The following is a 26,855-nucleotide window of genomic DNA, read 5'->3' on the forward strand; positions in this document are numbered from 1 at the left end:
GGCCGCACCCCCGCCACCGGAGCCACCGACTCCACTTAGGCTCCCCTTACCCGGGACCACCGCCGGTCACTCCAGCACACCCGCCCTCCCCCGCTCAGCAGAACCGCCGGACGGCCACCCTTATGTGTGAAGTGAGCGGGCTCGTGTTGTTCGGCTGGAAGTGCGAAAACTAGCTTCGTCGCCGGAGGTGACGAGTCGATGACAGCGTGTGCCATCGAGACGACGGCCGAGGACGACGACCGCGAAGGGAAGCAGGGCGGGAGCGGCGGCCGGCCGACGGGGTTCACGACCACGGCGAACGGCGCGTACGCGGCCAGGCTCGCGGGCGTCGGCGACGCCCTGTACGTGGAGAGGTGGACCCTCGACGGCCCGGAGCCGTACGCCGTGCCGCTCCCCCTCGGCCAGCCGGAGGAGCCGCACACCCAGCTCCTGCCCCTCGCGGACGGCCGGGTCCTCGTCTGCCGCCGCGTGGACGGGCGGCGGCGCTCCTTCTCCCTGCTCTACCCGACCGGCCCGGCCACCGGGGAGCTGCGGCTCGGCTCGGTGGACGCGCCCGGCTCCGAGGGGCTCGTGCTGCTCCCGCCCTCGCCGGACGGCATCTGCGCGTACGCGATGTGCGTCGGCCCCGACTCCACGACGCTGTGGCTGGTGGCGGGCGGGGCCTTCGGCCCCGAGCGGGTCGCGGAGGTCGAGGGGCACTGCTCGGGCGGGGTGTGGCTGGACCGCACGGGCCGGATGCTCGCCCTGGACCGGCGGCTCGGCGACGGCCCCGTGAAGGCGGTCGCGGTCGACCTGGAGCGGGGCGGGGAGGTCACGCCGCTGCTCCAGATCACCGAGGAGAGCGACGACCGGCTGCTGCTCGCGGACCCGGACAGCGGGCTGCTCCTGATCCGCTCCGACGCGCCGTCGCCGGGCCACGACCGGCTCGGCTGGGGCGTCCTCGGGAGCCTGCTCCCGGTGCGCTTCCCCGACTGCCTGCGCCTTGACGACGCGGCGGTGACGCCCTTCGCCGTGCAGCCGGGGCAGGTGCTCATGCCGGAGAGCTGCGCGGTGGCGCTGCGGATCGACGCGGCGGCCGGGAGCTGGGTGGGGACCTGGCGGCCCTCGTCCCGCCGGATGGACCAGCTGGCGGTCCCGCAGGGCTGGCTGGCGGGCGCGGGCCTGTGGACGCCCGGGGGCGTCCTGCGGCTGCCGTACGCGACGCCGGGGACGCCGTGCGGGCTCGCGGCCCTGGAGCCGCCGCCCGAGCCGGACCCCGTGCCGGAGCCGGAGCCGGTGGCGGTCCCCGAGGAGCCCCGGGCGTGCCGTCCCGTACCGCTCCAGCAGGCTCCCCTCACGGACCGCCGGCCGGCTGGCTAGACTCTCGGGCCGCACGGCAGGAACGATCTACACGGGGTGAGTTGCAGCATGTCGGAAGCAAGCACGGAGGGTACGGAGCCGCACGGCTCCGGGCGGCATCGTGGTGAGGCCTCGCCGGCGGAGGACTCCTCGTCCTCGCCGCACGGCCGCCACCGCCGCGAGCCCGACGCGCAGTGACCGGGCGCACGGTGTGATCCGGAGGGCCCGGGGGAGACCCCGGGCCCTCCGGCGTTCCCGCCGCGTTCCCGGCCGTGCCCTGCGCCGTGCCCTCCGCCGCGCCTTCCGCCGTCCTACGCGTGTTCCACGAAGGTGTCGGCGAGTACGGGGGCGTCGTCGCGCTCCGCCGCCGCGACCGTCACCTGGGTGCCGCCCTCCACGGCCCACATCCGGATGCGCAGGGTCTCGCCGGGGAAGACGATCCCGGCGAAGCGGGCGCGGTAGGCGCGGACGCGGGCGACGTCCCCGTCGAGCAGGATGTCCACGACGGCCTTGAGGGTCATCCCGTAGGTGCAGAGGCCGTGCAGGATGGGCCGGTCGAAGCCGGCGAGGGCCGCGAACTCCGGGTCGGCGTGCAGCGGGTTCCAGTCGCCGGAGAGGCGGTAGAGCAGGGCCTGCTCCTCGCGCACGGGCCGCTCCACGGTCCGGTCGGGCGCGCGGTCGGGCAGGGCGAGCCGGTCGGAGGGGCCGCGGTCGCCGCCCCAGCCGCCCTCGCCGCGCACGAAGATCCGGGCGTCGCTCGTCCACAGCGGGCCGTCGGCGTCGGCGGTCTCGGAGCGCAGGACGAGGACGGCGGCCTTGCCCTTGTCGTGGACGGCGGCGACGCGGGAGGTGGAGACGGCGCGCCCGCCGGTGGGGAGGGGGCGGTGGAGGGTGATCGACTGGGCGCCGTGCAGGACGCTCATGAGGTCGACGTCGACGCCGGGGGCGGAGAGCCCGTCGACGATCCCCATGCCGCCGCCCGCGACGGTGGCGAAGCTGGGCAGGACGTGGAGCCGGGATTCCAGGGTGTAGCGGAGTTCGCCGGGGTCGGTGGCGGGCGCGCCCGCGCCGAGGCCGAGGTGGTAGAGCTAGACGTCCTTGTGGTCCCAGGCGATCTCGGTGCTGCGGGGTTCGGCGGCGACGGCCTTGGCTGCGTCGATGGGCATCGGGCTGCGGCTCCTCACGCGATGGCCCCAGGGCACGATCGCCCCGGAGCACGGTGGCCCCGAGCGCGGTCACTCCGGGGCACGGTCGCCCCGGAGCGCGGTCGCTCTGGAACGTGTTCCAGTTCGGTGGCCCTCATGTATAGCCGAGGCGACGGGGCTTGGGAACCCTCGCTGACGGCACGTCAGAGGCCTTACGGGGCCGACCCCGGAGGAGTACGGGCCGACCGGTGCCGGCGGGCCGGTCGGCCGATGATGGCGACCGGGGGCGCCGTGCGGGCGTCGGACGCCTGGCCGGTGCAGGTCTTCTGCGCGGGTCGCGCGGGAGCGGCCATCGAGGTCCGGGCCGCGATCCCGGCTCCGGCGACGACGGTGACGCCGGTCGCCGCCAGGGCGATGCGGCGGCCTTTTCCGGACAGCCGGTGCTTCGGCGTTTCCCCGCCCCGTACGCGTGCGTTCCGCGGATCGCGGCCCCGTCCCCTCGGGGCGCGCCCACCATGACCCGGCCTCCGCGCGCCCTACCCTGGTCCCCGTGACCGAGATGCCGCGGGACCACCGCCCGGGAAAGTCCGTGAGAGTCCTGCTCGCCGAGGACCAGGGGATGATGCGCGGGGCACTGGCCCTACTGCTCGGCATGGAGCCGGACATCGAGGTGGTCGCGCAGGTCGGGCGCGGGGACGAGATCGTGGACGCGGCGCTCGTGGCGCGGCCGGACGTGGCGCTGCTCGACATCGAGCTGCCGGGGCGTTCGGGCCTGGACGCGGCGGCGGATCTGCGGGACGAGGTGCCGGACTGCCGGGTGCTCATCCTGACGACGTTCGGCCGGCCGGGGTACCTGCGGCGGGCGATGGAGGCGGGGGCGGCCGGGTTCCTGGTGAAGGACGGGCCCGTGGAGGAGCTGGCCGAGGCGGTCCGGAAGGCCCTGCGGGGCGAGACGGTCGTCGACCCGGCGCTCGCGGCGGCGGCCCTCGGCGCGGGCCCGAGCCCCCTGACGGCCCGCGAGCGGGACGCGCTTGCGGCCTCGGTGGACGGCGCGACGGTCGCGGACATCGCGGCGGCCCTGCACCTCTCGGAGTCCACGGTCCGCAACTACCTGTCGTCCGCGATCGGCAAGACGGGCACCCGCGACCGCACGGAGGCGGTGCGGGCGGCCCGCCGGCAGGGCTGGCTCTGAGCCGCGAGGGGCGCGCACAGGACCGGCGACTCGGCGCCGCGCGGACATATACGCAGGACCGGCGTTCGGCGGCTCCGCGCGGACATACGTACAAGACCGACCGTCGGCGGCCCCCGCATCCTCCCTCCATGAGCGAACTCACGGGTGAACACGACACCGGGCGCGCCCACGGACTGCACGTGGTGCACGACGGTCCCCGACAGGCGCCCCCACTGCTGCTGATCCACGGTTCGGGGGCCTCGGGCGCCACGTGGGGCCGATGGTCCCCGCGCTCGCCCGCCACCACCACGTCGTCCGGGTCGACCTCCCGGGCTGCGGCCAGTCCCCGCCCGTGCCGTCGTACGACGTGCCCGCGCAGGCGGGCCGGGTGGCGGCGGTCCTCGACGGCCTCGGGCTGCGCTCCGTCGCCGTGGCCGGGCACTCCAGCGGCGGTTACGTCGCCACCGCGCTCGCCGAGCGGCGCCCCGACCTGGTGAGGTCGCTCGCGCTGATCAGCTCCGGTCCGGCCCCCGACGCGCTGCTCCCGCAGCCGCTCGTCCTCCGGGTCCTGCTGGCCCCGCCCTTCGGCCCGCTCCTGTGGGCGTTGCGTTCGGACGCGGTGATCCGCAAGGGGATCGGCGCGACGGCCGCCCGCCCGGTGGAGGTCCCGGACGACATGGTCGCCGACCTGCGGGGCGGCACGTACCGCACGACCAGGGAGGTGCTGCGGTGCAGCACCGCCTACATCGCCGAACGGAGCGTGCCCGAGCGCCTCGCCGCCCTCGGAGTGCCGCTGCTGGTGGTCTTCGGCGGCGCCGACCCCCGCTGGGAGCCGTCGTCGGCGCACCGGTACGGGGCGGTGCCGGGCGCGCGGATCGAGACGCTGCCCGGCGTCGGGCACCTGGCCCTGCTCGAAGAGCCCGCCGCGACCGCCGCGCTGCTGCTGGGCTTCACGGCGCCGGGCGGCGACGTCCCGTCCGTACGGCCCTAGGCTGGTCCCATGCGGCCGACGGAAGCACCGCTCGACTGGACACGCGTGGACGTCGTGGTCCCGCGCGCCCCGCTCCGGACGTCGGGGATCGGCATGGCCGGCTTCCGGCAGGGCGTCTCCGCGCCGGTGGACATCGCGATGGTCGCGCACCCCGCCGTCACCCTGCTCGTCGACCTGAGCGGGGAGGGCGGTCTTGTCCACCGCGCGGGGGACCGGCACGGGCGCGGCAGCGTCGTCGTCGGTCTCCTCCCCGGTGACTTCCGGGCGGGCGGCCGGGCCGGCGAGTGCCTCCAGATCCGGCTGGAACCGGTCGTGGCGGCTTCGGTGTTCGGGGCGGCGGCCGGAGCGGACGGGGCGGTGGTGTCCCTCGCCGATGTCTGGGGCCGGGACGCCGAGCGGTTCGAGGAGGGGCTGCGGGCCGCCGGCTCGTGGGACGAACGGTTCGCGCTGGCGGCGGACGTCCTCGGCCGGAGGCTCGGCGCCGGTCCCCGGGTCGATCCGGAGGTCGCCCACGCCTGGCGGCGGACGTTCGGCCGCCGGGGGCGGGTGCGGGTCGACGGCCTCGCGGACGAGGTCGGCTGGAGCCGCAAGCGCCTGTCGGCCCGCTTCGGCGCCCAGCTCGGGGTGACGCCCAAGCGGGCCGCCCGGCTGGTGCGGTTCGACAGCGCGGCCCGTCTCCTCGCGGCGGGGCACGCCGCCGCCGAGGTCGCCGCCGGGAGCGGTTACGCCGACCAGTCCCACCTCCACCGCGAGGTACGGGAGTTCACCGGCCTCACGCCCTCGGCGGTGGCCGCCGCGCCGTGGCTCGCGATCGACGACCTCGCCTGGCCGGCCTCGTCGCCCGCCCGGCGCCCGGCGGGCCGCGCCTGATCGACGAGGCGCCCCCTAGGGATGCTGGGCGTCCCGGCGTCCGGACCTCGGCAGCCACAGCAGCATCAGGACGGTCGCGGCGAGGAGGATCGCCGCCGAGACGCGGAAGGCCGCCGCGTAGCCCTCGGTCAGGGCCGCCGGGTCGGGGGTGCCGTGGACCGGGCCGGTGACGGCGGCGGCGACGGTGGAGAGGGTCGCGAGGCCGAGGGCGCCGCCCATCGTGCGGGAGGTGTTGACGAGGCCGGAGACGAGTCCCGCTTCGCCGGGGGCGGCGCTGGAGGTGGCGAGGGTGGCCAGCGGGGTGGTGGCCAGGCCGATGCCGCCCATCATGAGGACGCCGGGGCCCAGGATCGTCGTCAGGAAGGTGCCGTCGACGCCCATCGTGGACTGCCAGGCGAACCCGGAGGCGGCGACGAGCGCGCCGGTGACGGCGACCGTGCGGGCGCCGAGGGCGGGCATCAGGCGGGGCGCGAGCGTGGAGCCCAGGACGACGGCGAGGGAGCTGGGGACGAGCGCGAGGCCGGCCTGGAGCGGGGTGTGGCCGAGGACGTTCTGGGCGTACACCGTCATGAAGAACCACATGCCGAAGGAGCTCGAACCGAACAGCAGGATCGCGGTGTTGGCCGCCGCCACCGTCCGCGTGCGGAAGATCTTCAGGGGCATCAGCGGGGCCGCCGTACGGGCCTCGACGGCGACGAACGCGGCGAGCAGGACGAGCGCGCCGAGGAGCGTGAGCAGGGTCTTCGGGTCGCCCCAGCCCGCCTCCTCGGTCTGGACGATGCCGTACGCGAGGGTGGCGAGCCCGCCGGTGACGAGGATCGCGCCCGGCAGGTCGAGGCGGCGGCCGGTGCCGGGGCGGCTCTCGCGGAGCCAGAGGAGCGCGCCGGCGAGGACGAGGACGCCGACGGGGACGTTGATGAGGAGGACCCAGCGCCAGGACAGCAGTTCGACGAGGAGCCCGCCGACGAAGCCGCCCGCCGCGCCGCCGGCGGCGCCGACCGCCGTCCAGGTGCCGATGGCCCGGGTCCTGGCGGGCCCGGGGGCGACCGCGCCGGTGACCAGGGTCAGGGTGGCGGGCGACAGGACGGCGGCGCCGAGCCCCTGCGCGGCCCGCCCGGCGACGAGCTGCCAGTCCTCCTGCGCGAGGCCGCCCGCGACGGACCCGGCGGTGAACACGGCGAGCCCGAGCAGGAACATCGCCTTGCGCCCGTAGAGGTCGGCGGCCCGCCCGCCGAGCAGCATGAACCCGGCGAAGGCGATCGAGTACGCGTTGAGGACCCACTGCAGGCCGAGCGCCGAGAGCCCGAGGTCGGCCCGCAGCGACGGCAGCGCCACGTTCACGACGGAGACGTCGAGCACGACGAGGAACTGCCCGGCGCAGGCGACGAGCACGACCGCCCAGGACCGGGGCGCGGGGGCGGGAGGGGTGGGGGACGTGGTGGTGACGGAGTCGGCCTGCGGCATGCCGGTCATGGTCGCAGACGCCCTCGACCCCGTACATACGCCTCTGTGCACACGTCTCGCGCCCCGGGCGCCCGGCCCCCCACTTGTGGCAGCATCGTCGCGGGGACCGGGCCGTACGGGGGAGGGAACATGGGCGCGAGCTGGTCGGCACTCTTGATCGCGGTGGTCGGCGTGGCGGGAACGCTGGGAGCCGCGCTCCTGACGCAGGTCCGCGCGGACCGCACCAAGCGCATGGAGCTGCGGGCCGCCGCCGACCAGCGGCGCGAGGAACGCGACCACGCCGAGGAACTGCTCCGGGCGGAGCGGGCCCTGCAGGGGCAGCGCGAGAGCCTGGAGCGCCGGCGCGCCTGCTACATCGCGCTGAACACCGCCGCGCGCCAGTACCTGACGGAGATGACCAACCACCTCCACGCGCTGGCGCGCGGCGAGGACGTCGCCGCGTCCCTGGAGAACCTGGAGGCGGCCAGGGTGGCCTACCGGGAGAGCTACGCGGAGTCCCAGATGATCGTCCCCGACGTCGTCTCGCGCCCCTCCAGCGCGGCCAAGACGCGCTTGAACGCGGCCTACGGAAAGCTCAGGAAGTACGCGGCCGACCCCGCCGCCCACGCGGCCGAACTGGGGACGATGGAGGCCGAACTCCACCAGGACGTCTGGCCCTACGTGGGGGCGATGAAGAAGGCGATGCGCGCCGACCTGGGCGTCGAGGACTGAGCGGGCCGCCCGTTGTCAGTGCCGCCTGCCACGATCACCGGGAACTCGGAGACACGGACGACGGCAGAGAGCGAGCACGCCATGGGCACCTGGGACATCGGCCCCTTCGACAACGACACCGCCGCCGACTTCTCCTACCGGGTGGACGGGGCCCCGGCGGAGGAGAAGGCGGAGGTGCTGCGCGGGGCCTTCCGGGAGGTGACCGGCACCGGTGGTGAGTACCTGGACGCGGACCTGTCGGTGGAGGCGATCGCCTCGGCGGCCCTGCTCGCGGCGCAGTGCCCGGGCGGGGAGCCGGTCACCACCTCGTACGCCCCGAAGGACCCGCTGCCCGCGCTCCCGGCCGACCTCCGCCCGGAGGCCGTGGCGGCCCTGGACCGCGTCCTCACCGAGCCCTCCGAACTGCTCGAACTGTGGGAGGAGTCGGACGGGGAGGAGTGGAAGGCGGGGGTGCGGGGGTTGCGGGCGGTGCTGGCGGGGGCGTGAGGGCCGGCCGGGACGCCTTCCGACCGCGCGGAGGCGGCCCGTCGTGCTCCTCCGTGCCGGGCCGGAAGATCGGCTCAGTGGTGCCGGAGCAGCTCGACCCCCTCGGAGACGTGCTCCGTGCCGTAGCCGAAGTGCTCGCACAGGGCCAGGTGGCGTGCGTAGCGCTCCTCGGTGAGGTGGACGCGCCGCGTGCCCAGCAGGCGCAGGAGCAGCCGGTAGCCGAGGTCGGGGTCGACCCGGGAGACCACCTCCTCCACCGCCGTCAGCGTGGCCGGGGCGTCCGGCGCGCCGGTGAGCAGTGCGTCCGCGTCCCGTACTTCGCGCAGTACCGCGTCCTGCCGTGCGGTGTCGGCCGGCGGTGCGGCGGGCCGGTGATCGGGAGCGACCTCGACCAGGCGTGCGCGGCACGCGTCGGCGATCGTCCGGAGCCATTCCCGGGGGCCGAGGCGGAGGTACGCGATGTCGTGGCGCCCTCCGGTGGCCCCGCGCCACAGGGCGGCGATCGTCTCGTCGGACAGCGGCGACTCCAGGAGGCGGAGGACGTCCACGAGCAGGACGGCCGCCGCGGACCCGGGAGTCCGGGCCGCGTCGTCGGCGGCCACCGCCCCGCGCAGGCAGTCCTGGGCGGTGGTTCCCGGCCCGTCCCAGGGGAACCACGAGGTGAGCGCGGACAGGCCGAAATCGCCCTCGAACAGGGGGCGATGGCTCTCGTCGTGTCGTGCCATGGCCGGTCTCGGCTCCTTGGTCCATCGGGGTGACGCGGAGAGGGTGGGCCCGCCCGTCGTGAGGACGGGCGGGCCCACCAGGGGTGTGACGGAGTGCTTCCGTTCACGGACGGTGCTTCCGTTCACGGACGGGCCGCCGGGGCAGGACCGAGACGGCCGGTCGGGTTATGGCAACGGGTACGCCGTGTAGACGATGTAACCCTGGTGCCCGCTCTTGCCCGGCAGCCTCTTGAGGACCACGCGGACCTTGTTGCCCGCCGCCGTCGGGGGCCCGGACGCGTGGTACACCGTGCCGAGCGAATCGTACTTGCTCCAGGAACCCTCGATCGGGAACGTGTCCTTGTTGCGCCACTGGCCGCGCTTGTTGAGGAAGTTGTCCAGTGCCTTGGAACTGGCCTCGCGCTTCTTGCCGTTCGGGAAGAAGTACTCCGCGAGGACGCGTTCGACGGCCTGCTGCGCGATGTCCCCGTCGGTCCACACCGTGCTGATCGGTGCCAGGCCCTTCCGCCCGTTCTCCTGGGCGAAGTCGACGGCCTGCCGCGGTGTCGGGTTGACGTGCCGGCTCAGGGTGTGCGCTTCGCTGTCGGGGAAGAGCAGCTCGTCGGCGAGGTTCGCGCAGTTGTGCACCAACAGGTCGCTCGCCCGTGCTCCCTCGGACCGCACGTAGAACGTGTGCGGGCCGTCGACCGTGAGGTCGTACACCCTCTGGCCGACGAGGCCGCCGCGGGTGCGCAGCGCGCCGACGGCGTGCAGCGAACCGTCCGGGGAGCGCAGCCGGTCCCCGGCGCGCAGCTCCGACACGAGGGTCCACCCGCGTTCGGCGACGTGGACGCGGTGTCCGGCGGTGCTGGTCAGCCGCTGCCCGTCCGCGAACGAGACGTCCACCAGGCGGTCGGTGTCGTGCGTGTAGGTCGACGTGACCGTCTGCGGGCCACGATCGCCGCTGTCCGGGTCCTCGGCCAGGACCCGGTCGCCGCGCCGCACCTCGCTGATCGCCTTGCGGCTGCCGTCCGCCATCAGCACCCGGGTGGTGCCCGGGAAGCTGTTGAGCTTGCAGGACGTGACCATGTCCTCGTAGAGGTTGACCGTGTTCTCGATCCGGGCGAGGGTCGCCGGGTCCACGTCCAGCTTCCGCAGCGCGTTGTAGGCGTCGAGGACCCCGGTGCCGGTGTTCAGCGCGGCGTCCAGGGCCCGGACGGCCTCGGCGACCTTGGCGAACGCCTTGCCGGGGATGAAGTTGCTCGCGGCCCACGCGCAGCCGCCGGCGCTGCCGTGCCAGCAGTCGACGAAGTCCTGGAGCAGAACCGCCTTGAGGATCTGGTAGGTGACGGTCTGCTGGATCAGGTCCCACTTGCTGAAGTAGTGGGTGACCTCCTTCGTCATGCCCTTGAATCGCTCGGTGGTCAGCAGCAGCGTGTCCGACGACGGGCAGCCGGTGGCGGTGGCCGGGACCTCGGGGTCGAGGCAGAGGAAGAAGTCGACGTCCACGTCGAACGTCACCTTGAAGGTGACGGTGCAGCCCGTGAAGCCCGGCTCGATGACGCAGTCGTTCATCTGGTCGGCCTTGGTGACCGCGACGCTCTTCTCGTCGACGACGTACCACGTGCCGCCGATCCCGGTCCCGGCTCCCGACGAGACCTGCTTGTTCGCGGCATTGCGGGTCGCCTCCTCGACGGCCTTCTGTGCCTCCTGGGCGTACTTCAGGGCGTCCTTGGCGGCCTGTTCCGCCTCGGTCGCGGCGGTGTCGGCGCGTTCGGCCGCCGCCCGTGCGTCCTTGGCGGACTGTTCGGCGCGGGACGCGGCCTGGTGGGCGGCGTCGGCGTCGAGGGCGGCCTGGTCGGCGGACTCGCGGGCCGAGCGGGCGTGGCCCTCGGCGCGGCCGGCGGCCAGGTCGGCGGCCGCGGCGTCCTCGGCGGCCCGGCGGTCGTACTCGACGGTGCGGGCCAGCGACTGGGCGGCCTTCGCGGCGGCGGTGGCGGCTTCGGCCGCGTGGCCGAGGGCCTCCTTCGCGTAGCCGCGCGCGTCGGCCGCGTGCCCGGCGGCGCCGGCCGCGTGCACGTACGCCTGCTTGGCGTCGCCCGTGGCCTGGTCCGCGAGGCTCTTGGCGGCCACGGCCTCGGCCTGCGCGTTCTTGGCGTGCGCGTCGGCGACGGCCTTCTGCTGTTCGGCGATCGTCTTCGACGCCTGGCCCGTGAGGACCACCAGGCTCGCCGCGGTGTCCGTCTCGGCGTACGGGGAGCCGAGCTGGATCGCGTCGTTGGCGGGCTTGGCGACCTGGGAGGCCGCCGCTCCGGCCTCCGCCGCCGCGCGGGCGGTGACGTAGGCGAACCCGGCGGCCTTCACCGACGCGGCCCGCGCGGTCGCGGCCTCCTTCGAGGCCGCGTCCGCGTGGGACTTGGCCTCCTTCGCCTTGCGCTGGGCCTCGTCGGCCAGCGCGACCGCCGTGCGCGCCTCGGCGGCGGCGTGGTCGGACGCCTTGAGGGCGTCGGCGGCGGCGCTGGTCGCGGTCCACACCGCGGCGTCGGCCCTCAGCTTGGCGGCCTGGGCGGCGTCCGCGTTCGCGCGGGACCGCTTGGCCGCGGCCTCGGCCCGGGTGGCGGCGGCGTCCGCCTCGGCGGCCGCCTCGCTCGCCGCGGCAGCCGCGACGTGTGCCCTGCCGGAGGCCGCCTCGGCGTCGTCCGCGTGGGCGGAGGCCGCGTCGGCCGCCGCCCTGGACGCCTGGGCCTGCTCGTCGGACTCGTGGGCCTGGGCGTACGCCTCCTTCGCGTCGGCCTTGGCGCGGGCCGCGTCCGCCTTCTGCGCGGCGTCCCAGGCGTCGGCGTTGAGGTCGCGGGCCTTGTCGCGGGCCTTGACCGCGTCGTTCTTCCGCGCGACCGCGGTCGCCTCGGAGGATTCGGCCGCCTTCCTGGCGTCCTCGGCCTTCACGGCCTCCGCCTCGGCGGTCTTCCGGTGCTGGGCGGCCTCGTTCTGCTTGACGGCGGCGGTGTCCTTCTCCGCCTTCGCCGTGGCCTCCTCCGCCTCGGCCGCGAGCCGCTTGGCGTGCGCGTCTGCCGCGGCGGCCTTGGCGTCGCCCTCGGCCTTCAGGGCGACGGCGAGCTTGGCCTCGGCGGTCTCCTTGTCCTTCTTGGCGTTGTCGCGGTGCAGCCTGGCACCGTCGGCCGCCGCCTTCGCCTGGAGTTCGGCGGTGCGCGCGGCCTCCTTGCGGAACTCGGCGTTGGCCTGGGCGGTCTGGGCGACGGCCCGCTGGGTGATGGTGGCGCTGTCGGCCGCGGCGGCCCGGGTCGCGGCCTCGGCGGTCTCACCGGCCTTCACCATCGCCGTCAGGGCGGCGACGGCCCCCTTGGTGATCTGCGCCTTCTGCTGGGCGACCATGAGCCCACGGCCGCGCGGGGCGCCCGCGGCGTCCGCGATGCCGTAGGCGGCCTGGAGGGCCGTGTCGGAGGCGGCTGCCGACTTCTTGGCCTTCTCCAGCTGGGCCCTGACCGCGGCGAGGTGCGTCTTCGCGGCGGTCTGGGCGTCGGTGAGGCCCTTCTTCGCGGCGTCGAAGTCCGCCTTGGGGGGCTGGGGCGCGCTGCCGGGGCCCTTCTTGCCGTTCGGCTTGATCAGGTACTTCTGCGCGCTGGTGTCCTTGCAGTCCCACAGCCGCAGGTCCGTGCTCTTGGTGAAGGAGCTGAGGTCCAGGCACTTGCCCGTGGTCAGGCTCCTCAGGACGGAGGGGGCGCGGACGTCGGCCTTCCAGGACTGGCCCTTGGTGCTGTAGCAGTCCGTGATCTGGATCTTCGTGCCGTTGGCCGAGGCGTTCCCGGCCACGTCCAGGCACTTGAAGGAGCCGGTGTTGCGGAGGTGGAGGTCCTCCTCACCGCCCTCCAGCGACCACTCCTGCGCGGCGCCGCCGTTGCAGGTGTAGATCTGGACCGGCGTGCCGTTGGTCTTGCCGCCGCCCTGGACGTCCAGGCACATGCCCTTCGCGCCCGGGACCTCGACGACCGTGTAGCCGGTGCCGATCCAGCCGACGCCGCCGGGGGTCCAGTGGTCCTGCCAGCGGGTGTAGTAGTCGGCGAGCCAGGACTGGCCCAGGAGCATGCTGAGCGCCTGGGTGCCGTCCTGGAGCGCCTTCGTGGCGTCCTTGCCCGCGGTGAGGATCTGCTGCCGCTGGGTGGTCTGGCCGGCGATCTCCTGCTGCCACTCGGCCGCGGCCTGCGCCACCTGCTTGCCGAGGACCCGGTTCGGGTCGATCGGGTCGTGCCAGCCGCAGGCCGCGAACCGGGCCTTCAGGTCCTCGACCGCGATCCGGAACTCAGGGGTGTCCGGCTCGGGGGCCGTACGGGGGAAGCCGCCGGAGGCGAGGAAGATGCGGGCGTCGTCCGCGAACACCCGCGGGATGAAGAAGTTGTTCTCCTCGACCTTCCCGGAGTTCTTCTTCCACAGCGCCCACGCCTCCTGCTCCTTCGGCGTGCCCGCGCCGGTGTAGAGCGGGTTGCCGACCGCGAGCGCGGCGGCCTTCGTCCTGTCGTCGGCGAGGGGCGAGGAGTCGTACCACGGGTTGACCACGTCGACCGACGCCCAGTACCCCTGGGAGAGCCACGGGCCGAGCCCGGTCCGGTCGAAGATCTCCTCCGGGTCCTTCGGCTCGTTGGGGTAGGACTCCAGGCTCGCGGCGCCCGACCACGCGTACCCCTGCTGCCGGACCTTCTCCAGCGCCTGGTCCGTGAGGGTGACGTCGGCGTTGCGGGCCACGTGCAGCGGGGTCTTGTCGTTGAACAGGTCCCGCTCGAACTGCTTGTGCATCTGGTCGGGCGGCAGGAGCAGGGAGCTCTGCGCGAGGGCGTACAGGTTCGGGCCGCCGGTGCGCAGGGCTTCCATGCCCACGCACTGGTCCTCGCGGAGCCGCTGGGCCGCCGCGGCGTCGTAGCCGTCGTACGAGTCGGCCGTCGCGGCGGCCGGTACGGCGTCCGGCGGTGCCAGGTCGGGCCGGACGCCGAGACCGGCGAGGACGGCCAGGGCGGCGGTGGATGTGACGGCTGTGGTGAGGGCGCCGGCGAGGGTGCCGGACGAGCGTGATCGGGGGCTGAACAACCCCGGTGTGAATCGCAAGGGGGGCTTCCTTCACGGGGAACGAAGGCAGGCAGGAGTGACCCGGGCGACGTTCACAGTGAGCCGGCACCGAGGCGTGGCGGTGCCGTTCTCCCCCGTGGCGGCGCTGTCCCCGGCCGCCGGTGATGGTGTGAGCGCGTCACGATGGGGGTGGTCGGTCCCCGGCGCGCGGCGTTACTTAACCCCGAGTCAACAAAGCTCGGCAAGGTCCGCCCCGGGGGTCCGGAACGCGGAACGGAAAACCGCTTGCCGGTGTCTCGCGGCGCGCCGAACGCAATTCCCGAGGTCATACCGGGTGCCACCTATGGGAGACCTGTGAAGAAGAGACACACGAGGAGGCTACTTTCGGACACAGATTGGCTCGAATACGCCTGCCGGGTGGAGGGATGGATCCGGACGTACGCGGTCCCCGCCCGGCCTCGCGCCTTCGACCGGGCGGTCGACCGGTGTTCGTCACGCTCCCGGCATGGCGGGCATCCGAGGGGCCGGACCGTGGCGCGCGTCCGTGGTGGACCATCGGCGGACGGAGGGCACGCCTCCGTACGAGCGGGCCCGGCCCGCCGGTGAACCCCTCGCCCGCCGGGGCGACCTCGCCGTCCACGGCTCCCCCGGTTCGGTCACCCTCGTCGGCGCCGCCGGGCGCACCCGCTGGACCCACTCCTGCGCCGGGCGCCCGAACGCCGCCCACCTCTCCGGCGACCGCGTCCTCGTCACGACCGACTCCCTGGAGTACACCCCGTGGGGCCTCCTCGGTCCCGCGCTCCTCCTCGACCTCTCCGACGGCCGTCTCGTCGCCGAACTCCGCGGCGAGCGCGCCGCCGCGCGGGGCGGCGGCCGGTTCGTCCTCGGCCTGGAGGGTTACGGCGAGTTCGTGACGCGTGAGTACGACCGCGAGGGCGCCGAGACCGACCACTGGCCCTCGTACGGCCACTACGTCGTCGGCACCGGGCTGCGCGTGGTCGAGGCCGACCGCCGGCTGCCGACCCGGGGCCGGGTCGTCCGGCTCCTCCCCGGCGGCACCGTCGCCCCGGCCCGCCCCTGAGCGACCCCCAGCCCCCGAAGCCGGTCGTCCTCCCCGGCGGAACGATCCTCCTCCTCGACGGGCTCGTGGCCGTGGTCGCGGAACAGCACGCCGCCGAACCGACCCGCCGCACCGTCGACACCTGGACCCTCACCCTGCGCGGCGGCGCCTGACCGCGAGCACCGCGCTCGCCACGGTCGCGCCGACGGCGGCCACCGCGAGGACGAGCAGCCCCGGGTTCACCCACCACGGCACGATCTCCGTCCCCCGGCACACCAGACTGACGGGGAGCGCACTGCTGTGGTCCGGGTGGACCTTCATCCCCGCCTTGAACCAACAGGCGTCCTCGGGAAAGAGGAACGGCATGTACGAGAGGCCGTACAGGTGCAGCGCGCCGCCCGCGAGACAGGCGAACACGGCGAGGTACGCCGCCTTCCTGGCGGGTGTACGGAGGGGCTTGGGCGGCTTGTCGCCCTGCCGGGCCCGGACCAGGCCCACATACGTGATCCCCGCCCAGGTCGGCAGGACCAGGGCGAGGATCATCATTCCCACGAGGGTCGCCACCGTCAGTGGCCGATGCGCCCCTCGGCGGCGGCCGTCACGAAGGCCGTGAAGGCGGCCGGGGTCGCGAGGAAGGCGGGGCCTTCGGGGTTCTTGGAGTCCCGGACGGCGACGTGGGCGGCGAGGTCGGCGACCTCGATGCACTCGCCTCCGTTGTCGCCGCTGTACGAGGACTTACGCCAGCGGGCGCCCATCAGGTTCTGGTCGGTCCCCATATCGTTCCTCCATGACGCGGGCGATCAGTTCGGCCGACTTCTCCACCGAGAGAGCAGCGGCTCGTAGGTGATCGTAACGGAGCGATCCTTCCCTGAACGCGGCTGAATCGGCGGTCATATGACCCTGGACGAAGTCCTCGGTGTAGACAAGGTCCGGGTCGTCCTCGAAGCGCAGCAGGGTGAACGAGCCCATCAGGCCCGCGTGCGCCCCGGCCGCGAACGGGAGGATCTGGATCTTCACCCACTCCCGCTCCTGGATGCGCAACAGGTGGGCGAGTTGCTCTCGCATGATCTCGCGCCCGCCGATCTCCTGATGCAGCACTGCCTCGCTCAGGATGACCCAGAGCAGGGGTGGGATCTCGCGGTCCAGGATCCGCTGGCGGTCGATGCGGGCCGCGCCTTTGGCGTCGAGGCCGTCCTCGGTCCTGGCACTCAAGACCGCGCGGGCGTACGCGTCCGTCTGGAGCAGGCCGTACACCACCTGGTCCTGGAAGGTGCAGAGATACGTCGCCCGCGCCTCCATGTCCGCGTACGGCTGGAACCACGTCGGCAGCTGGCTCTTCAGCACAAGCCCCACCAACCGCGAGAACGTCCCGCCCGTCATCAACGCGGCGTCGAGTTGTTCCGAGAAACGCCTCGTCGGGACCTTCTTCGCCGTCTCTATCTGGCCGACGAGCGAACCCGTGCAGTAGACCACCGCACCGAGTTGCGACTGGTTCAGTCCGGCCGCCTCCCTCAGACGGCGTAATTCCGCTCCGTAGTAGTCCAGCGGCGAGGCGCTGGGATCGAGGTTGCGGATGTTGACCACGGCGAGGTCACCCCCAGATCGACGCGACGAGGCGTTGTGTTCGGGCCGTAGCCGAGCGTAACGAAAAGCGTCCACTCTGGGGACATGAATCAGGCAACAGACCTCTATCCTGCGGAACTTGCGTCGAGTTACCGCATGGGCTTCACCGTGGGTGAGCACTCCGCCGGTCACATGCGTCGCATCCTGCACATGTTCCTGACGCGGTGGGAACTCGTCCGATTGTCCGACTCCGCGACCCTCGCGCTCACCGAGCTGGTCGCGAACGTCGTCCGGCACGTCCCGGGGCGCCGGTGTGCCGTGCTGATCCTGCGGGAGCCGCACGGGCTGCGGGTGGAGGTGGCGGACGGGGTGCCCGGGACCGCGGCCGCGAAGGCGGGCGGGGAGCTGGACGAGGGCGGGCGGGGGCTCGTGCTGGTGGAGGCCGTGACGGACCGGTGGGGGGTCGAGGAGCGGGCCGGCGGGAAGACGGTGTGGTTCGAGTGCGACGCGTAGGGCACGATGGGCGCCCGTACCGCCGTACTCGTCAGTAGGAGCCACCATGTCCGAGCCCAGCCCCGAGATCCTTGCCGCCTTCGAGGCCGCGAAGGGCTTCATGCCCGTCGGGGAGGGGCTGGCGCTGTACGGGGCGGCCGCCGAGGCCGCGAAGCTGGGGCTTCCGCTCCTGGAGGTCGGGACGTACTGCGGGCGGTCCACCATCCTGCTCGCGGACGCGGCCCGGCGGGCGGGGACGGTCGCGGTCACCGTGGACCACCACCGGGGCAGCGAGGAGCAGCAGCCCGGGTGGGAGTACCACGACCCGACCGTGGTGGACCCCGAGGTGGGGCTCATGGACACGCTGCCGACCTTCCGGCGGACCCTGCGCAAGGCGGGCCTGGAGGAGCACGTCATCGCGGTCGTCGGGCGGTCGCCGCAGGTGGCGAAGGTGTGGGCCGGGCAGCTCGGGTTCGTGTTCGTCGACGGCGGGCACACCGACGAGCACGCCGTGAACGACTACGAGGGCTGGGCCCCCAAGGTCGCGCCCGGCGGTCTGCTCGTGATCCACGACGTCTTCCCGAACCCGGAGGACGGCGGTCAGGCCCCGTACCGGATCTACCTCCGCGCCCTGGAGTCGGGGGACTTCGAGGAGGTCTCGGTGACCGACTCGCTGCGGGTGCTGCGCCGCCGCTGAGGCGGCAACGGGCGGTGGCCGCCCCCCGTTCGAGGAGAGCGGCCACCGGCCGGGGGCTCGCGTCAGAACCCCGACGTCACGTACAGGCAGTTCGTGTAGCTGTAGTTCGGTTCGATCTTCGTCTTGCTGATCTTCGTGTCCCCGACCGTCGACGTGCCCGTGCCGGCCCGCTTCTGGAGGAAGTGGTAGGTGCCGGCGGGCAGCAGCAGGGTCGCCTTCGGGTACTTCGAGGCCGGGCCGGTGCACGCCTTGACCTTCTTCGGGTCCAGGAAGAGCGAGCTGGGGTACTTGGTGCAGGTCGCGCACGCGTTCAGCGTGACCTTGCCCGTCGTCGGGCCCGTGTAGAGCAGTTCGACCGAGCCGGGGCCGTCGTTGCTCACCACCATGACCATCCGGGCGCCGCCGGGGGCCTTCGCCGGGGGCAGGCTCTTGCCGGCCTCGGGCTCCTCGTCCGCGATCTCGGCGGCGATGGCGATCGAGCGCGCGTGCGCGGCCTTCGGGCTGTTCGGGTAGTCCTTGGCGAACTGGGCCATCGTCGTGGCCGCGTCGTCGAAATCCTTGCTCCTGAACTGCGAGGTCCCGCAGGCGAAGTCGCCCTTCTCGACGGCCGCCGCGGTCTCCCGCGAGGCCTGTGCGAAGGTGGCGTCCGGCAGGGCGTCCACGGAGCTGCCGATCGCGCGCAGCTCCACGACGGTGGCGCAGGGGACGGCGCCGCCGCCGGACGCGGACCGCTTCCTGATCGCCTCGCGGACGGCCGGTTCGACGCGGGTCGCCTGGGGTGACTGCGGGAAGGTGTCGAGGAGTTCGTTCAGGCTCTTCTCGGCGGGCGGTTCGGCGGTCCGCACGCCGAGCGCGGCCGTCCCGCACGCGTAGAGCGACTCGGCCAGCGGCTCGTCCGTCTTCGCCGGACGGGTGCCGAGGAGGTCCTTGTCGACCGTCCCCGGCAGACCCCGCAGGTGCTTGAGCGGCGCGACCGCCTTGCAGTAGTCCTTCTGGGCGTACGGGGCGGAGAGCTGCGCGTAGTACGCGTCGAGGCGCGCGGGGACCAGCTTCCCGGCCCGCGAGCCCGCGTGCTCCGTGCCGAGCTCCTGGTAGGTGGCGAGCGCCAGGCGGTAAAGGGGCTCGGCCCGGTCGAAGAGGAGTCCCTGGCCGGACTTCACCCGCTCGTCGGCGACGGTGAGGCGCGCGAGCAGGGCCTCCTCCCTCGCCTCCTCGCGGGCCGCCCCGTACGCGAGGGAGCCCCCGGCGGGCACGGCGAGCAGCACCAGGGCGAGCGGCAGCGCCAGGCGCCGGACGGCGGTCCCGGTCCCGAGGGTCGCGCGCAGGCCGCGGCGGAAGCCGTCGGCCGCGGCGGCGAGCAGCAGGACGCCGTACCCGACGAGGACGCCGACGGGCACGCCGTCGACGTCGGCGGGCAGCGCGACCACGAGCAGGGCCGCGGTGGCGAGCCAGCAGAGCGCGGCACCGATCCAGTGGCGCAGGAGCACGTATCCCAGGCCGAGGCCGGAGAGGTTGAGCAGGCCGATCGCGGCGGCCTGGACCGGGTTCGCCGGGCCGGGCGGCTGCGCGGGCGGCCGGTCCCCGTACCCGGGCGGCGGGCCGTACCCGGGAGGCCCGTAACCCGGCGGTCCGTACCCCGGCGGCGGACCGTAGCCGGGCGCGGTCGCGGGTCCGGGCTGCGGGAAGCCGTACCCGGGCGCGGCGGCGGCGCCCGCCCCTACGGGCACGGCGCCGGAGGGGTCGCCGGGCGGCTGCCCGGGGGCGTGCCCGGACGCCTGCCCGAACGGCTGGCCGGAGGCGTGTCCCGGCTGGTGGCCGGAGGTCTGCCCGGACGCCTGCGGCGGTGGGCCGAAGGCGAGCGTGGGCGTGGCGGGCGGCTGCGCCGGCGGGGGCGGAGCCGCCGAGGCCCCCGGAGACCCCGAGGTTCCCGGAGACCCCGAGGTCTCCGGGGCGGCCCGGTCCGCCGGGGGCACGGGGGCCCAGGGCGGCGCCTCCGGCGCCGGGGCCACGCGCGGGTCCGGGGCCGCCGGGCTCCGGTCCCGGTTCTGGTTCTGGTCCGGTGCGTGCCCGTCCGGAATCCTGTCGGCCGGTTCGGGACGTGCGTCGTTCGGTTCTTCCCCCACCACGGTCCCCCTCGTGGGTCCATGCGCGATGGCATCCCACCGTCGCGTCCTATGGATACCCTTCACCGTCCCCGCACACGCGTCCACCGTTCTCCCCCCGCGGTGACCGATCCGGGACGTACCCCTGCGGGATTTCGCCTTTCGCAAGGCCTAAAGTCGCGGGGTGCCGAACGACCACCGGAAGACCGCCCGCCGCCCCCTCGCCCTCGTCCTCGCCGCCACGGGCTGCTGCGCCGTGCTCGCCGGGTGCGGGGCCGCTCCGGACCCGGCCGCCCCGCCGTCCGGGAAGGGCCCGGAGCAGTCGGCGACCGGGAGCGCCCCGCGACCGAGCCGTACCCCTTCCCCTTCCCCGACCGCCCCGGGAGACCGTCCCCTCGCCGGGCGGACCGTCGTCGTGGACCCCGGCCACAACCCCGGCAACTTCCGGCACTCCGAGGAGATCGACCGGAAGGTGAACATCGGGACGCACCGCAAGGAGTGCGACACCACGGGCACGGCGACGGACGACGGGTACGCCGAGGCCTCCTTCACCCTCGACGTCTCCCACCGGCTGCGGGACCTGCTCACCGCGCGCGGGGCGAAGGTGGTGTTCACCCACGACGCCGACCGCCCCTGGGGCCCGTGCATCGACGAGCGGGCCCGGATCGGGAACGAGGCCCGCGCCGACGCCGTCGTCTCCGTCCACGCGGACGGTTCGGCCGTCGGCAACCGCGGATTCCACGTGATCCTCCCCGCACCCGTCCGGGAGGGCGCCGCCGACACCGCGAAGATCGTCGGCCCCTCCCGCGAACTGGGCGAACGGATCGCGGACCGGTTCGCCCGCGCCACCGGCACCGCGCCCGCCAACTACCTCGGCGGAGGAACCGGGTTGGACGTACGGGACGATCTCGGCGGACTCAATCTCTCAACCGTCCCCAAGGTGTTCGTCGAATGCGGCAATATGCGTGATCCGAAGGACGCGCGGCTGCTCGCGTCGGCGGAGTGGCGGCAGAAGGCGGCGCAGGGGATCGCGGACGGCATCGCCACCTACCTCCAGGGGTAGAACCGGCGGGCGATAGATTCTCCGTACGATGGGGCCGCCCCCTGCCATGACCCGAGCGCCACTCCGACGCGCCGACGACCGGCGCGACGACGACCGACGAAGGACTTCTCACGTGAATATCCGCTCCCTCACCCGAGGCGATGGCGTGCTGATCGGTGCAGCGGTGGTGCTGTTCATCGCCTCGTTCCTCGGCATCTCCGGCTGCGAAGGCCCGGCCTCGTTCTGCGACCAGTTCGAGAGCCCGAACTCGTGGGAGGCGTCGCCGCTGGGCTGGGGCTCCTTCTTCCTCGGCATCGTCGGCGCCGGTCTCGTCGTCGCCTCCCGCGCCCTGCCGCAGCAGCGCAAGGTCGCCGGTCTGGAGCTCGGCCAGGTCGGCACCGCGTTCACCATCGCCTCCGCGTGGACCCTGCTCATGTGGATCTTCGAGGCCACCAGCGCCGGTGCCGGTCTGATCCTCGGCCTGATCGCCTCCCTGGTCCTCGCCGCCGCCGCGATCGCCGGCCCGCTGGTCCCGGCCCTCAAGGCCCCGCTGGTCGGCGCGCCGCGTCCGCAGGCCCCGCAGCCGTACGGCATGCAGCCGGGCCAGCCCGGCCCGCAGGGCGTCCCCGGCGGCTACGGCTACCCGGGCGCGCAGCAGCAGCCGTACGGGGGCGCGCACGACGCCTCGCACGGCGCCGGCCACCCGTTCGGCGCGCAGGCCGCCGCCCCGCAGCCCCAGCCGCAGGCCGCCGCCCAGCAGCCCGAGCCGCAGCAGGCCCCGGCGCAGCCGGCCTCGGACTTCGCCCCGTTCTGGTTCGCGGTCCCGGTCGCCCGTCCGCTGTACGCGGAGGACGGCGGACAGGCCCCGATCGCGGAGCTGGCGCCCGGCACCTGGTACCTGGCGGTCGAGCAGCGCGGCCAGGCCCTGGTGGCCCAGACGCAGGACGGGCGCCGCGGCGTCCTCCAGGACACCACGGGCATCCAGCGCGGCTGACGGTTCCGTACGTCCCCGCACGCGGCCCCCGTCCGGACTCCGGTCCGGACGGGGGCCGTCACCGTTCCCCGGCGGTCATCCTCCGAGCTGGGACGTGCTGGGCACCTGGTCCTTGACCTCCGCGCCCGCGCTCCTGCCCGCCTCCTTGACGCTGTTGATCACGCTCTCGAAGGCGCCGACGTCCCCCTCGCCCACCTCGCCCCTGCGGAACTTGGTGCCGAGGTCCTTGAGCGAGTCGATCCCGGCGGTGAGCGGCGCGACCGCCTTCGAGAGGAGCGGGTCGCCCTTGGCGTTCTCCGCCGCCGCCTTGAGCCGGTTGTAGGCGAACGCGCCCGCGAGACCGGCCTTCACCAGCGCGAAGGTGCGCCCGTCCGCGCCCTTCTTGAACGTGCCCGCGCGGTACGGCTTCACGATCCACTGGTACGTGGCGCCCGCGGCCAGACCGGCGTTGGCCACGAACCGGGTCTTGGCCAGCTTCTGCCGCTCGGCGCTGCCCGACGGGGCCGGGGACGCCGACGGGTTCGCGGAGGCGTTCGCGCCCGCGCCGTCGTCGCCTCCGCAGGCGGCGGTGGTCAGGAGCAGGGCGCAGCACAGCGGCAGCGCCACGGCTCCCCGCGCGAGGGCTCTGCGCGAGCGGGTTCGGGGCGTAAGGGTTCCGGGCACGGCGGGACCTCCTGGGGGCTGTGGCGCCAGCCTCGCCCCGGGGCCGCACGGGCGCCACCGGGGCGACTCCGTACGGGTACCCCCGCCTCGTGCTCAGGCCCCGCAGCAGTCCGGTTCGAGGCCGGACGGGAGGCGTTCGCCGCCGAAGACGGCGACCGTGGCCTCCTCGCCGCCGAGCGCGGCCACCGCGAGCAGCAGGGACCCGGCGGTCCAGCTCGTCTGCTCCTCGGGCCACATCGCCTTGTCGGCCTCGGTGGCGCCCTCGAAGACGTACCCCGTCCAGTACATGCCGTTCGCGGCCCGCAGGTGCTGGATGTCCTGGAGGATGGTGAGGGCCCGGTCGGACTCGCCCACCGCCCAGAGGGCGAGGGCGAGTTCGCAGCTCTCGCCGCCGGTGACCCACGGGTTGGGGACCACGCAGCGCACGCCGAGGCCGGGCACGACGAACGCGTCCCAGGACGCGTCGATCCGGGCCTTCGCCTCCTCGCCGGTGACCGCGCCGCCGAGGACCGGGTAGTACCAGTCCATCGAGTAGCGGGACTTGTCGAGGAAGCGCTCGGGGTGGCGGCGGATCGCGTGGCCGAGGGCCCCGGCCGCCAGCTCCCAGTCCGGCTGCGGCTCCTCGCGGGCCTCGGCGATCGCGAGGGCGCAGCGCAGGGCCTGGTGGATCGAGGAGCTGCCGGTGAGGAGGGCGTCGGCGACGGGCTCGCCGGACGGCTCGCGCTTCCAGCCGATCTGGCCGCCGGGCTGCTGGAGCCCGAGGACGAACTCGACGGCGGCGTAGACGACGGGCCACATCCGGTCGAGGAAGGCGTCGTCGCCGGTGGCGAGGTGGTGGTGCCAGACGCCGACGGCGACGTACGCGGTGAAGTTGGTCTCCCGGCCCCGGTCGGTGACCCGCTCCGGGTCGCCGTCGTGGTAGGCCGCGTACCAGGAGCCGTCGCCGTTCTGGTGCCGGGCGAGCCACTCGTAGGCGCGGGCGGCGGCGGCGTGCTCGCCGGCCGCGTCCAGGGCCATGGCGGCCTCGACGTGGTCCCAGGGGTCGAGGTGGTGGCCGCGGAACCAGGGGATGGCGCCGTCCTCGCGCTGGACGGCGAGTATCCCGGCGACGGTCTCGGCGGCCTGCTCGGCGGTGAGGACGCCGGGCAGGACCAGGTGTTCCGCGATCCGCTCGGGGCTCGTCACGCGGCATCGGCCTTCGGGAGGTGCGGCTTGGTCGCGTACGCCACGAAGCTCTTGCCGACGACCGGGTTGAGCAGCTGCTCGGCGACCCGGGTCAGGGCGGGCTTCTTCATGATGTCCCAGACCAGGAGCTTGTGGTACGCCCGGACCGGCAGCGCCTTGTCGTTGTCGACGCCGAAGGCGCACTTGAGCCACCAGTACGGCGAGTGCAGCGCGTGCGCGTGGTGGGTGCCGTACGGCTTGAGGCCGGCCTGCCGGATCTTGCCGAGGAGTTCGTCGGCCCTGTAGATGCGGATGTGGCCGCCCTCGACCTCGTGGTACGCGTCGGAGAGCGCCCAGCAGACCTTCTCGGGGCCGTAGCGGGGGACGGTGACGGCGATCCGGCCGCCCGGCTTGAGGACGCGGACCATCTCGGCGAGGACGCCCTTGTCGTCCGGGATGTGCTCCATGACCTCGGAGATGATGACGACGTCGAAGGACTCGTCGGGAAAGGGCAGGTTGAGGGCGTCGCCCTCCATCGCGGTGGCGGTCGCGCCGGCGGGGGCCTCCCCGGCCTCCTCCATGGCCGCGAACCACTTGGCGACCTCGCGGATCTCCTCGGCGTTCCGGTCGAGGGCCACGACCCGGGCGCCGCGCCGGTAGCACTCGAAGGCGTGCCGGCCCGCACCGCAGCCCAGATCGAGCACGCGGTCGCCGGGGGCGAGCGGGAAGCGGGTGAAGTCGACGGTCAGCACGAGGGCCTGCCTTCGCGGTCGGGACGGGGGCGGTGCGGGTGGGGGTCGTTCGGGTGGTGCGGGCGGGGGTTCCCCGGGTCGTGCGGGTGCGCGGTCCCGGTCACCGGCGGGGGCCTGGCGAGGCGGCGCCCCGGCGGGCGATCGCCTCGCGGTACAGCTCGGCCGTGCCCTGGGCCGCGCGGGCCCAGGTGAAGCGGTCGAGGACCCGGGCGCGTCCGGCGGCGCCGAGCCGGGCGCGCAGCTCGGGGTCGCCGAGGACCCGGCCGAGGGCGGCGGCGAGGGCGCCCGCGTCGCCGGGCGGCACCGCGAGGCAGGTCTCGCCGTCCGGGCCCGCGACCTCGGGGATCGCGCCGCCGGTGGTGGCGACGAGCGGGGTGCCGGTGGCCATGGCCTCGGCGGCGGGCAGCGAGAACCCCTCGTACAGCGAGGGCACGCAGGAGACCTGGGCGGAGCGGACGAGGTCGACGAGCTCGGCGTCGGTGATGCCCTTCACGAACTCGACGGCGCCTTCGAGGCCGTACCGCTCGATGGCCCGGGCGACCGGGCCGTCCTCGGCCCGCTTGCCGACGACGACGAGGTGCGCGTCGGGGTTCTCGGTGCGGAGCTTGGCGAGCGCCTCGATCAGGTGGACCAGGCCCTTGAGGGGGACGTCGGCGCTGGAGGTGGTGACGATCCGGCCGGGGACCTCGGCGACCGAGGGGTCCGGGGACCAGAGGTCGGTGTCGGCGCCGATGTGGACGACCCGGATGCGGTCCTCGCGTACGCCGAGGTGCTCGACGATCTCCTGGCGGGAGGTGCCGGAGACGGTGAGCACGGACGGCAGGCGGCGGGCGACCCGCTTCTGCATGGTGGTGAAGGCGTACCAGCGGCGGACCGAGAGGCGGCGCTTCCAGCCGTCGGCGGCGGCGAGTTCGAGGCCGCGGTCGACGGTGATGGGGTGGTGGATCGTGGTGACCAGGGGGGCGCCGAGCGCGCGGGGGCCGCCGAGGAGTCCGTACCCGAGGGTCTGGTTGTCGTGGACGACGTCGAAGTCGCCGCGGCGGGCGGCGAGCATGCGGCGGGCCCGCAGGGAGAAGGTGAGCGGCTCGGGGAAGCCGCCGGTCCACATGGTGGCGACTTCGAGGGCGTCGATCCAGTCGCGGTACTCGTCGCGCTTCGGGGTCCGGAAGGGGTCCGGGGACCGGTAGAGGTCGAGGCTGGCGATCTCGGTGAGCGGCACGCCCTCGTCGAGGGTCGGGTACGGCTGGGAGCCGATGACCTCGACGGTGTGGCCGAGGCGGGCCAGTTCGCGGGAGAGGTGCCGGACGTAGACGCCCTGGCCTCCGCAGAAGGGGTTCCCCTTGTACGTGAGGAGAGCGATCCGCAACGTGGGGGTCCCCCCTGTTCGAGCACGGTCGAGAACTCGGGGGATGTCACCGGGGTCGGTGACGCCCTGTCGGGGGCCTGCCTCTACGGCCTCGGCGGTCATGCGCGGCCCCCTTCGAGCGTGCGTTTCGCCGGAGCGTAACCGCTGGCGTTAATCTAGAACAAGTTACAGACTCGCCCGTCGACCGGCCGTTCCCGGCCGCCGCCCGACCCTTGCCGGGCCGTCGTCCGATCCTTGCCGGGCCGTCGTCCGGCCGTCCGGGAAGGACAGAATCTACCGGCAGGTAGCGCCGCGGTGAGATCCGGAGCGGGTGATTCGCGCCACGGCGGCGGCGCCGCCATACTGTCGCTCCCCACCGCACGGAACGGGACCCCATGACCGCAGAGAACAGAGCGGAGCACGGCACAGGCCACGCCCTCGGCCACGGCACCGCCGTACCCCTCACGGAGCGCCAGGAGGCGCGGCGGCGGCGCATCCTGGACGCCAGCACGCGGCTCGCCTCGCGGGGCGGGTTCGACGCCGTGCAGATGCGGGAGGTGGCCGAGGAGGCGGGCGTGGCCCTGGGCACGCTGTACCGCTACTTCCCGTCCAAGATCCACCTGCTCGTCGCGGTGATGCAGGACCAGCTCCGGCACCTGCACACCACGCTGCGGAAGCGGCCCCCGGCGGGCGCGGACCCGGCGGAGCGGGTCGCGGAGACCCTGATGCGGGCCTTCCGGGCGCTCCAGCGGGAACCGCAGCTGGCCGACGCGATGGTGCGGGCGCTGATCTTCGCGGACCGGGGGGCGAGCGCCGAGGTGGACGAGGTCTCCCGGCTGACGACCGCGATCATCCTGGACGCGATGGGGACCGGACAGCCGACGCCGGAGCGGCTGTCGGCGGTCCGGGTGATCGAGCACACCTGGCACTCGGCCCTGATCACCTGGCTGTCGGGGCGGTCCTCGATCGCCCAGGTGAAGGTCGACATCGAGACGGTGTGCCGGCTGATCGGGGGTTCGGCCTGA

Annotated in this window: 22 protein-coding genes and 2 pseudogenes; 12 read left to right on the plus strand and 12 right to left on the minus strand. The window is 74.2% G+C overall.

Features of this window, described 5'->3' with window-relative positions:
- Positions 1-198 precede the first annotated feature (198 nt).
- A complete protein-coding gene (locus tag OO47_RS10105; protein WP_030208339.1) occupies positions 199-1,359 on the plus strand; it encodes a hypothetical protein in 1,161 nt (386 codons plus the stop codon).
- 290 nt (positions 1,360-1,649) lie between these two features.
- Here OO47_RS10105 and OO47_RS33300 read toward each other — a convergent pair.
- A pseudogene (locus OO47_RS33300) lies at positions 1,650-2,504 on the minus strand (MaoC/PaaZ C-terminal domain-containing protein).
- A gap of 538 nt (positions 2,505-3,042) precedes the next feature.
- Between OO47_RS33300 and OO47_RS10115 the strand changes: the two are divergent.
- From OO47_RS10115 to OO47_RS10125, 3 genes and pseudogenes are all read left to right on the plus strand, one after another.
- Positions 3,043-3,675 (plus strand): response regulator transcription factor, encoded by a 633-nt coding sequence (locus tag OO47_RS10115; protein WP_030208352.1) that lies wholly within the window; start codon positions 3,043-3,045, stop codon positions 3,673-3,675.
- 128 nt (positions 3,676-3,803) lie between these two features.
- A pseudogene (locus OO47_RS33305) lies at positions 3,804-4,645 on the plus strand (alpha/beta fold hydrolase).
- 9 nt (positions 4,646-4,654) lie between these two features.
- On the plus strand, positions 4,655-5,515 hold the full coding sequence (locus OO47_RS10125; protein WP_030208355.1) for a helix-turn-helix domain-containing protein: 861 nt from the start codon (positions 4,655-4,657) through the stop codon (positions 5,513-5,515).
- A 15-nt stretch (positions 5,516-5,530) separates the two neighbouring features.
- Here the strand turns inward: OO47_RS10125 and OO47_RS10130 are convergent, their stop codons facing one another.
- Positions 5,531-6,988 carry an MFS transporter gene (locus OO47_RS10130; RefSeq protein ID WP_030208359.1) on the minus strand — a complete coding sequence of 486 codons (1,458 nt, stop codon included), beginning with the start codon at positions 6,986-6,988 and terminating at the stop codon, positions 5,531-5,533.
- A gap of 120 nt (positions 6,989-7,108) precedes the next feature.
- Between OO47_RS10130 and OO47_RS10135 the strand changes: the two genes are divergently transcribed.
- On the plus strand, positions 7,109-7,690 hold the full coding sequence (locus OO47_RS10135; RefSeq protein ID WP_030208362.1) for a hypothetical protein: 582 nt from the start codon (positions 7,109-7,111) through the stop codon (positions 7,688-7,690).
- A gap of 81 nt (positions 7,691-7,771) precedes the next feature.
- Positions 7,772-8,176, plus strand: a complete 405-nt coding sequence (locus tag OO47_RS10140) for a DUF4259 domain-containing protein (RefSeq protein WP_030208365.1) — start codon at positions 7,772-7,774, stop codon at positions 8,174-8,176.
- A gap of 74 nt (positions 8,177-8,250) precedes the next feature.
- Here the strand turns inward: OO47_RS10140 and OO47_RS10145 are convergent, their stop codons facing one another.
- Together OO47_RS10145 and OO47_RS10150 are read right to left on the minus strand one after the other, a co-directional pair.
- Complete coding sequence (locus tag OO47_RS10145; protein ID WP_051715508.1) at positions 8,251-8,901, minus strand: hypothetical protein; 651 nt, start codon at positions 8,899-8,901, stop codon at positions 8,251-8,253.
- Between the two features lie 165 nt (positions 8,902-9,066).
- Positions 9,067-13,764, minus strand: a complete 4,698-nt coding sequence (locus tag OO47_RS10150; protein ID WP_407696293.1) for a ricin-type beta-trefoil lectin domain protein — start codon at positions 13,762-13,764, stop codon at positions 9,067-9,069.
- A 697-nt stretch (positions 13,765-14,461) separates the two neighbouring features.
- Here OO47_RS10150 and OO47_RS10155 point away from each other — a divergent pair.
- Positions 14,462-15,037, plus strand: coding sequence for a hypothetical protein (locus tag OO47_RS10155; protein ID WP_199812288.1), 576 nt, complete (start codon positions 14,462-14,464; stop codon positions 15,035-15,037).
- 129 nt (positions 15,038-15,166) lie between these two features.
- Here OO47_RS10155 and OO47_RS10160 read toward each other — a convergent pair whose 3' ends face one another.
- Genes OO47_RS10160 through OO47_RS10170 form a run of 3 tightly spaced genes read right to left on the minus strand, consistent with a single transcriptional unit; the run spans position 15,167 to position 16,600 of the window.
- Positions 15,167-15,562: a hypothetical protein gene (locus tag OO47_RS10160; RefSeq protein ID WP_158708646.1), complete on the minus strand. Its 396-nt coding sequence runs from the start codon at positions 15,560-15,562 to the stop codon at positions 15,167-15,169.
- Between the two features lie 20 nt (positions 15,563-15,582).
- Positions 15,583-15,792 (minus strand): DUF397 domain-containing protein, encoded by a 210-nt coding sequence (locus OO47_RS10165; RefSeq protein ID WP_030208377.1) that lies wholly within the window; start codon positions 15,790-15,792, stop codon positions 15,583-15,585.
- Positions 15,752-16,600, minus strand: coding sequence for a helix-turn-helix domain-containing protein (locus tag OO47_RS10170; RefSeq protein WP_033208675.1), 849 nt, complete (start codon positions 16,598-16,600; stop codon positions 15,752-15,754). The genes OO47_RS10165 and OO47_RS10170 overlap by 41 nt, the downstream gene beginning before the upstream one ends.
- A gap of 84 nt (positions 16,601-16,684) precedes the next feature.
- Here OO47_RS10170 and OO47_RS10175 point away from each other — a divergent pair, with 84 nt between their 5' ends.
- A complete protein-coding gene (locus tag OO47_RS10175; protein ID WP_033208678.1) occupies positions 16,685-17,092 on the plus strand; it encodes an ATP-binding protein in 408 nt (135 codons plus the stop codon).
- A 46-nt stretch (positions 17,093-17,138) separates the two neighbouring features.
- Positions 17,139-17,768 carry a class I SAM-dependent methyltransferase gene (locus OO47_RS10180; RefSeq protein WP_030208384.1) on the plus strand — a complete coding sequence of 210 codons (630 nt, stop codon included), beginning with the start codon at positions 17,139-17,141 and terminating at the stop codon, positions 17,766-17,768.
- A 62-nt stretch (positions 17,769-17,830) separates the two neighbouring features.
- On the opposite strand, the gene OO47_RS10185 is transcribed toward OO47_RS10180, so the two are convergent.
- Positions 17,831-19,891 carry a tol-pal system YbgF family protein gene (locus OO47_RS10185; protein ID WP_234323119.1) on the minus strand — a complete coding sequence of 687 codons (2,061 nt, stop codon included), beginning with the start codon at positions 19,889-19,891 and terminating at the stop codon, positions 17,831-17,833.
- Positions 19,892-20,054: 163 nt separating this feature from the next.
- Between OO47_RS10185 and OO47_RS10190 the strand changes: the two genes are divergently transcribed.
- Positions 20,055-20,933, plus strand: coding sequence for an N-acetylmuramoyl-L-alanine amidase (locus OO47_RS10190; RefSeq protein WP_030208387.1), 879 nt, complete (start codon positions 20,055-20,057; stop codon positions 20,931-20,933).
- A gap of 112 nt (positions 20,934-21,045) precedes the next feature.
- Positions 21,046-21,906 carry a DUF5336 domain-containing protein gene (locus OO47_RS10195; RefSeq protein WP_078489563.1) on the plus strand — a complete coding sequence of 287 codons (861 nt, stop codon included), beginning with the start codon at positions 21,046-21,048 and terminating at the stop codon, positions 21,904-21,906.
- 75 nt (positions 21,907-21,981) lie between these two features.
- Here the strand turns inward: OO47_RS10195 and OO47_RS10200 are convergent, their stop codons facing one another.
- From OO47_RS10200 to OO47_RS10215, 4 genes are all read right to left on the minus strand, one after another.
- A complete protein-coding gene (locus OO47_RS10200; RefSeq protein ID WP_030208391.1) occupies positions 21,982-22,512 on the minus strand; it encodes a hypothetical protein in 531 nt (176 codons plus the stop codon).
- Between the two features lie 150 nt (positions 22,513-22,662).
- Entirely contained in the window at positions 22,663-23,754 is a 1,092-nt protein-coding gene (locus tag OO47_RS10205) for a glucosidase family protein (protein ID WP_030208392.1), read from the minus strand.
- A complete protein-coding gene (locus OO47_RS10210; protein WP_030208394.1) occupies positions 23,751-24,485 on the minus strand; it encodes a class I SAM-dependent methyltransferase in 735 nt (244 codons plus the stop codon). The genes OO47_RS10205 and OO47_RS10210 overlap by 4 nt, the downstream gene beginning before the upstream one ends.
- 100 nt (positions 24,486-24,585) lie before the next feature.
- Positions 24,586-25,953 (minus strand): glycosyltransferase family 4 protein, encoded by a 1,368-nt coding sequence (locus OO47_RS10215; RefSeq protein ID WP_030208397.1) that lies wholly within the window; start codon positions 25,951-25,953, stop codon positions 24,586-24,588.
- A 272-nt stretch (positions 25,954-26,225) separates the two neighbouring features.
- Between OO47_RS10215 and OO47_RS10220 the strand changes: the two genes are divergently transcribed.
- Positions 26,226-26,855 (plus strand): TetR family transcriptional regulator, encoded by a 630-nt coding sequence (locus OO47_RS10220; protein ID WP_030208399.1) that lies wholly within the window; start codon positions 26,226-26,228, stop codon positions 26,853-26,855.

The sequence above is a fragment of the Streptomyces bikiniensis genome, assembly GCF_000716625.1.
Classification (GTDB): domain Bacteria; phylum Actinomycetota; class Actinomycetes; order Streptomycetales; family Streptomycetaceae; genus Streptomyces; species Streptomyces bikiniensis.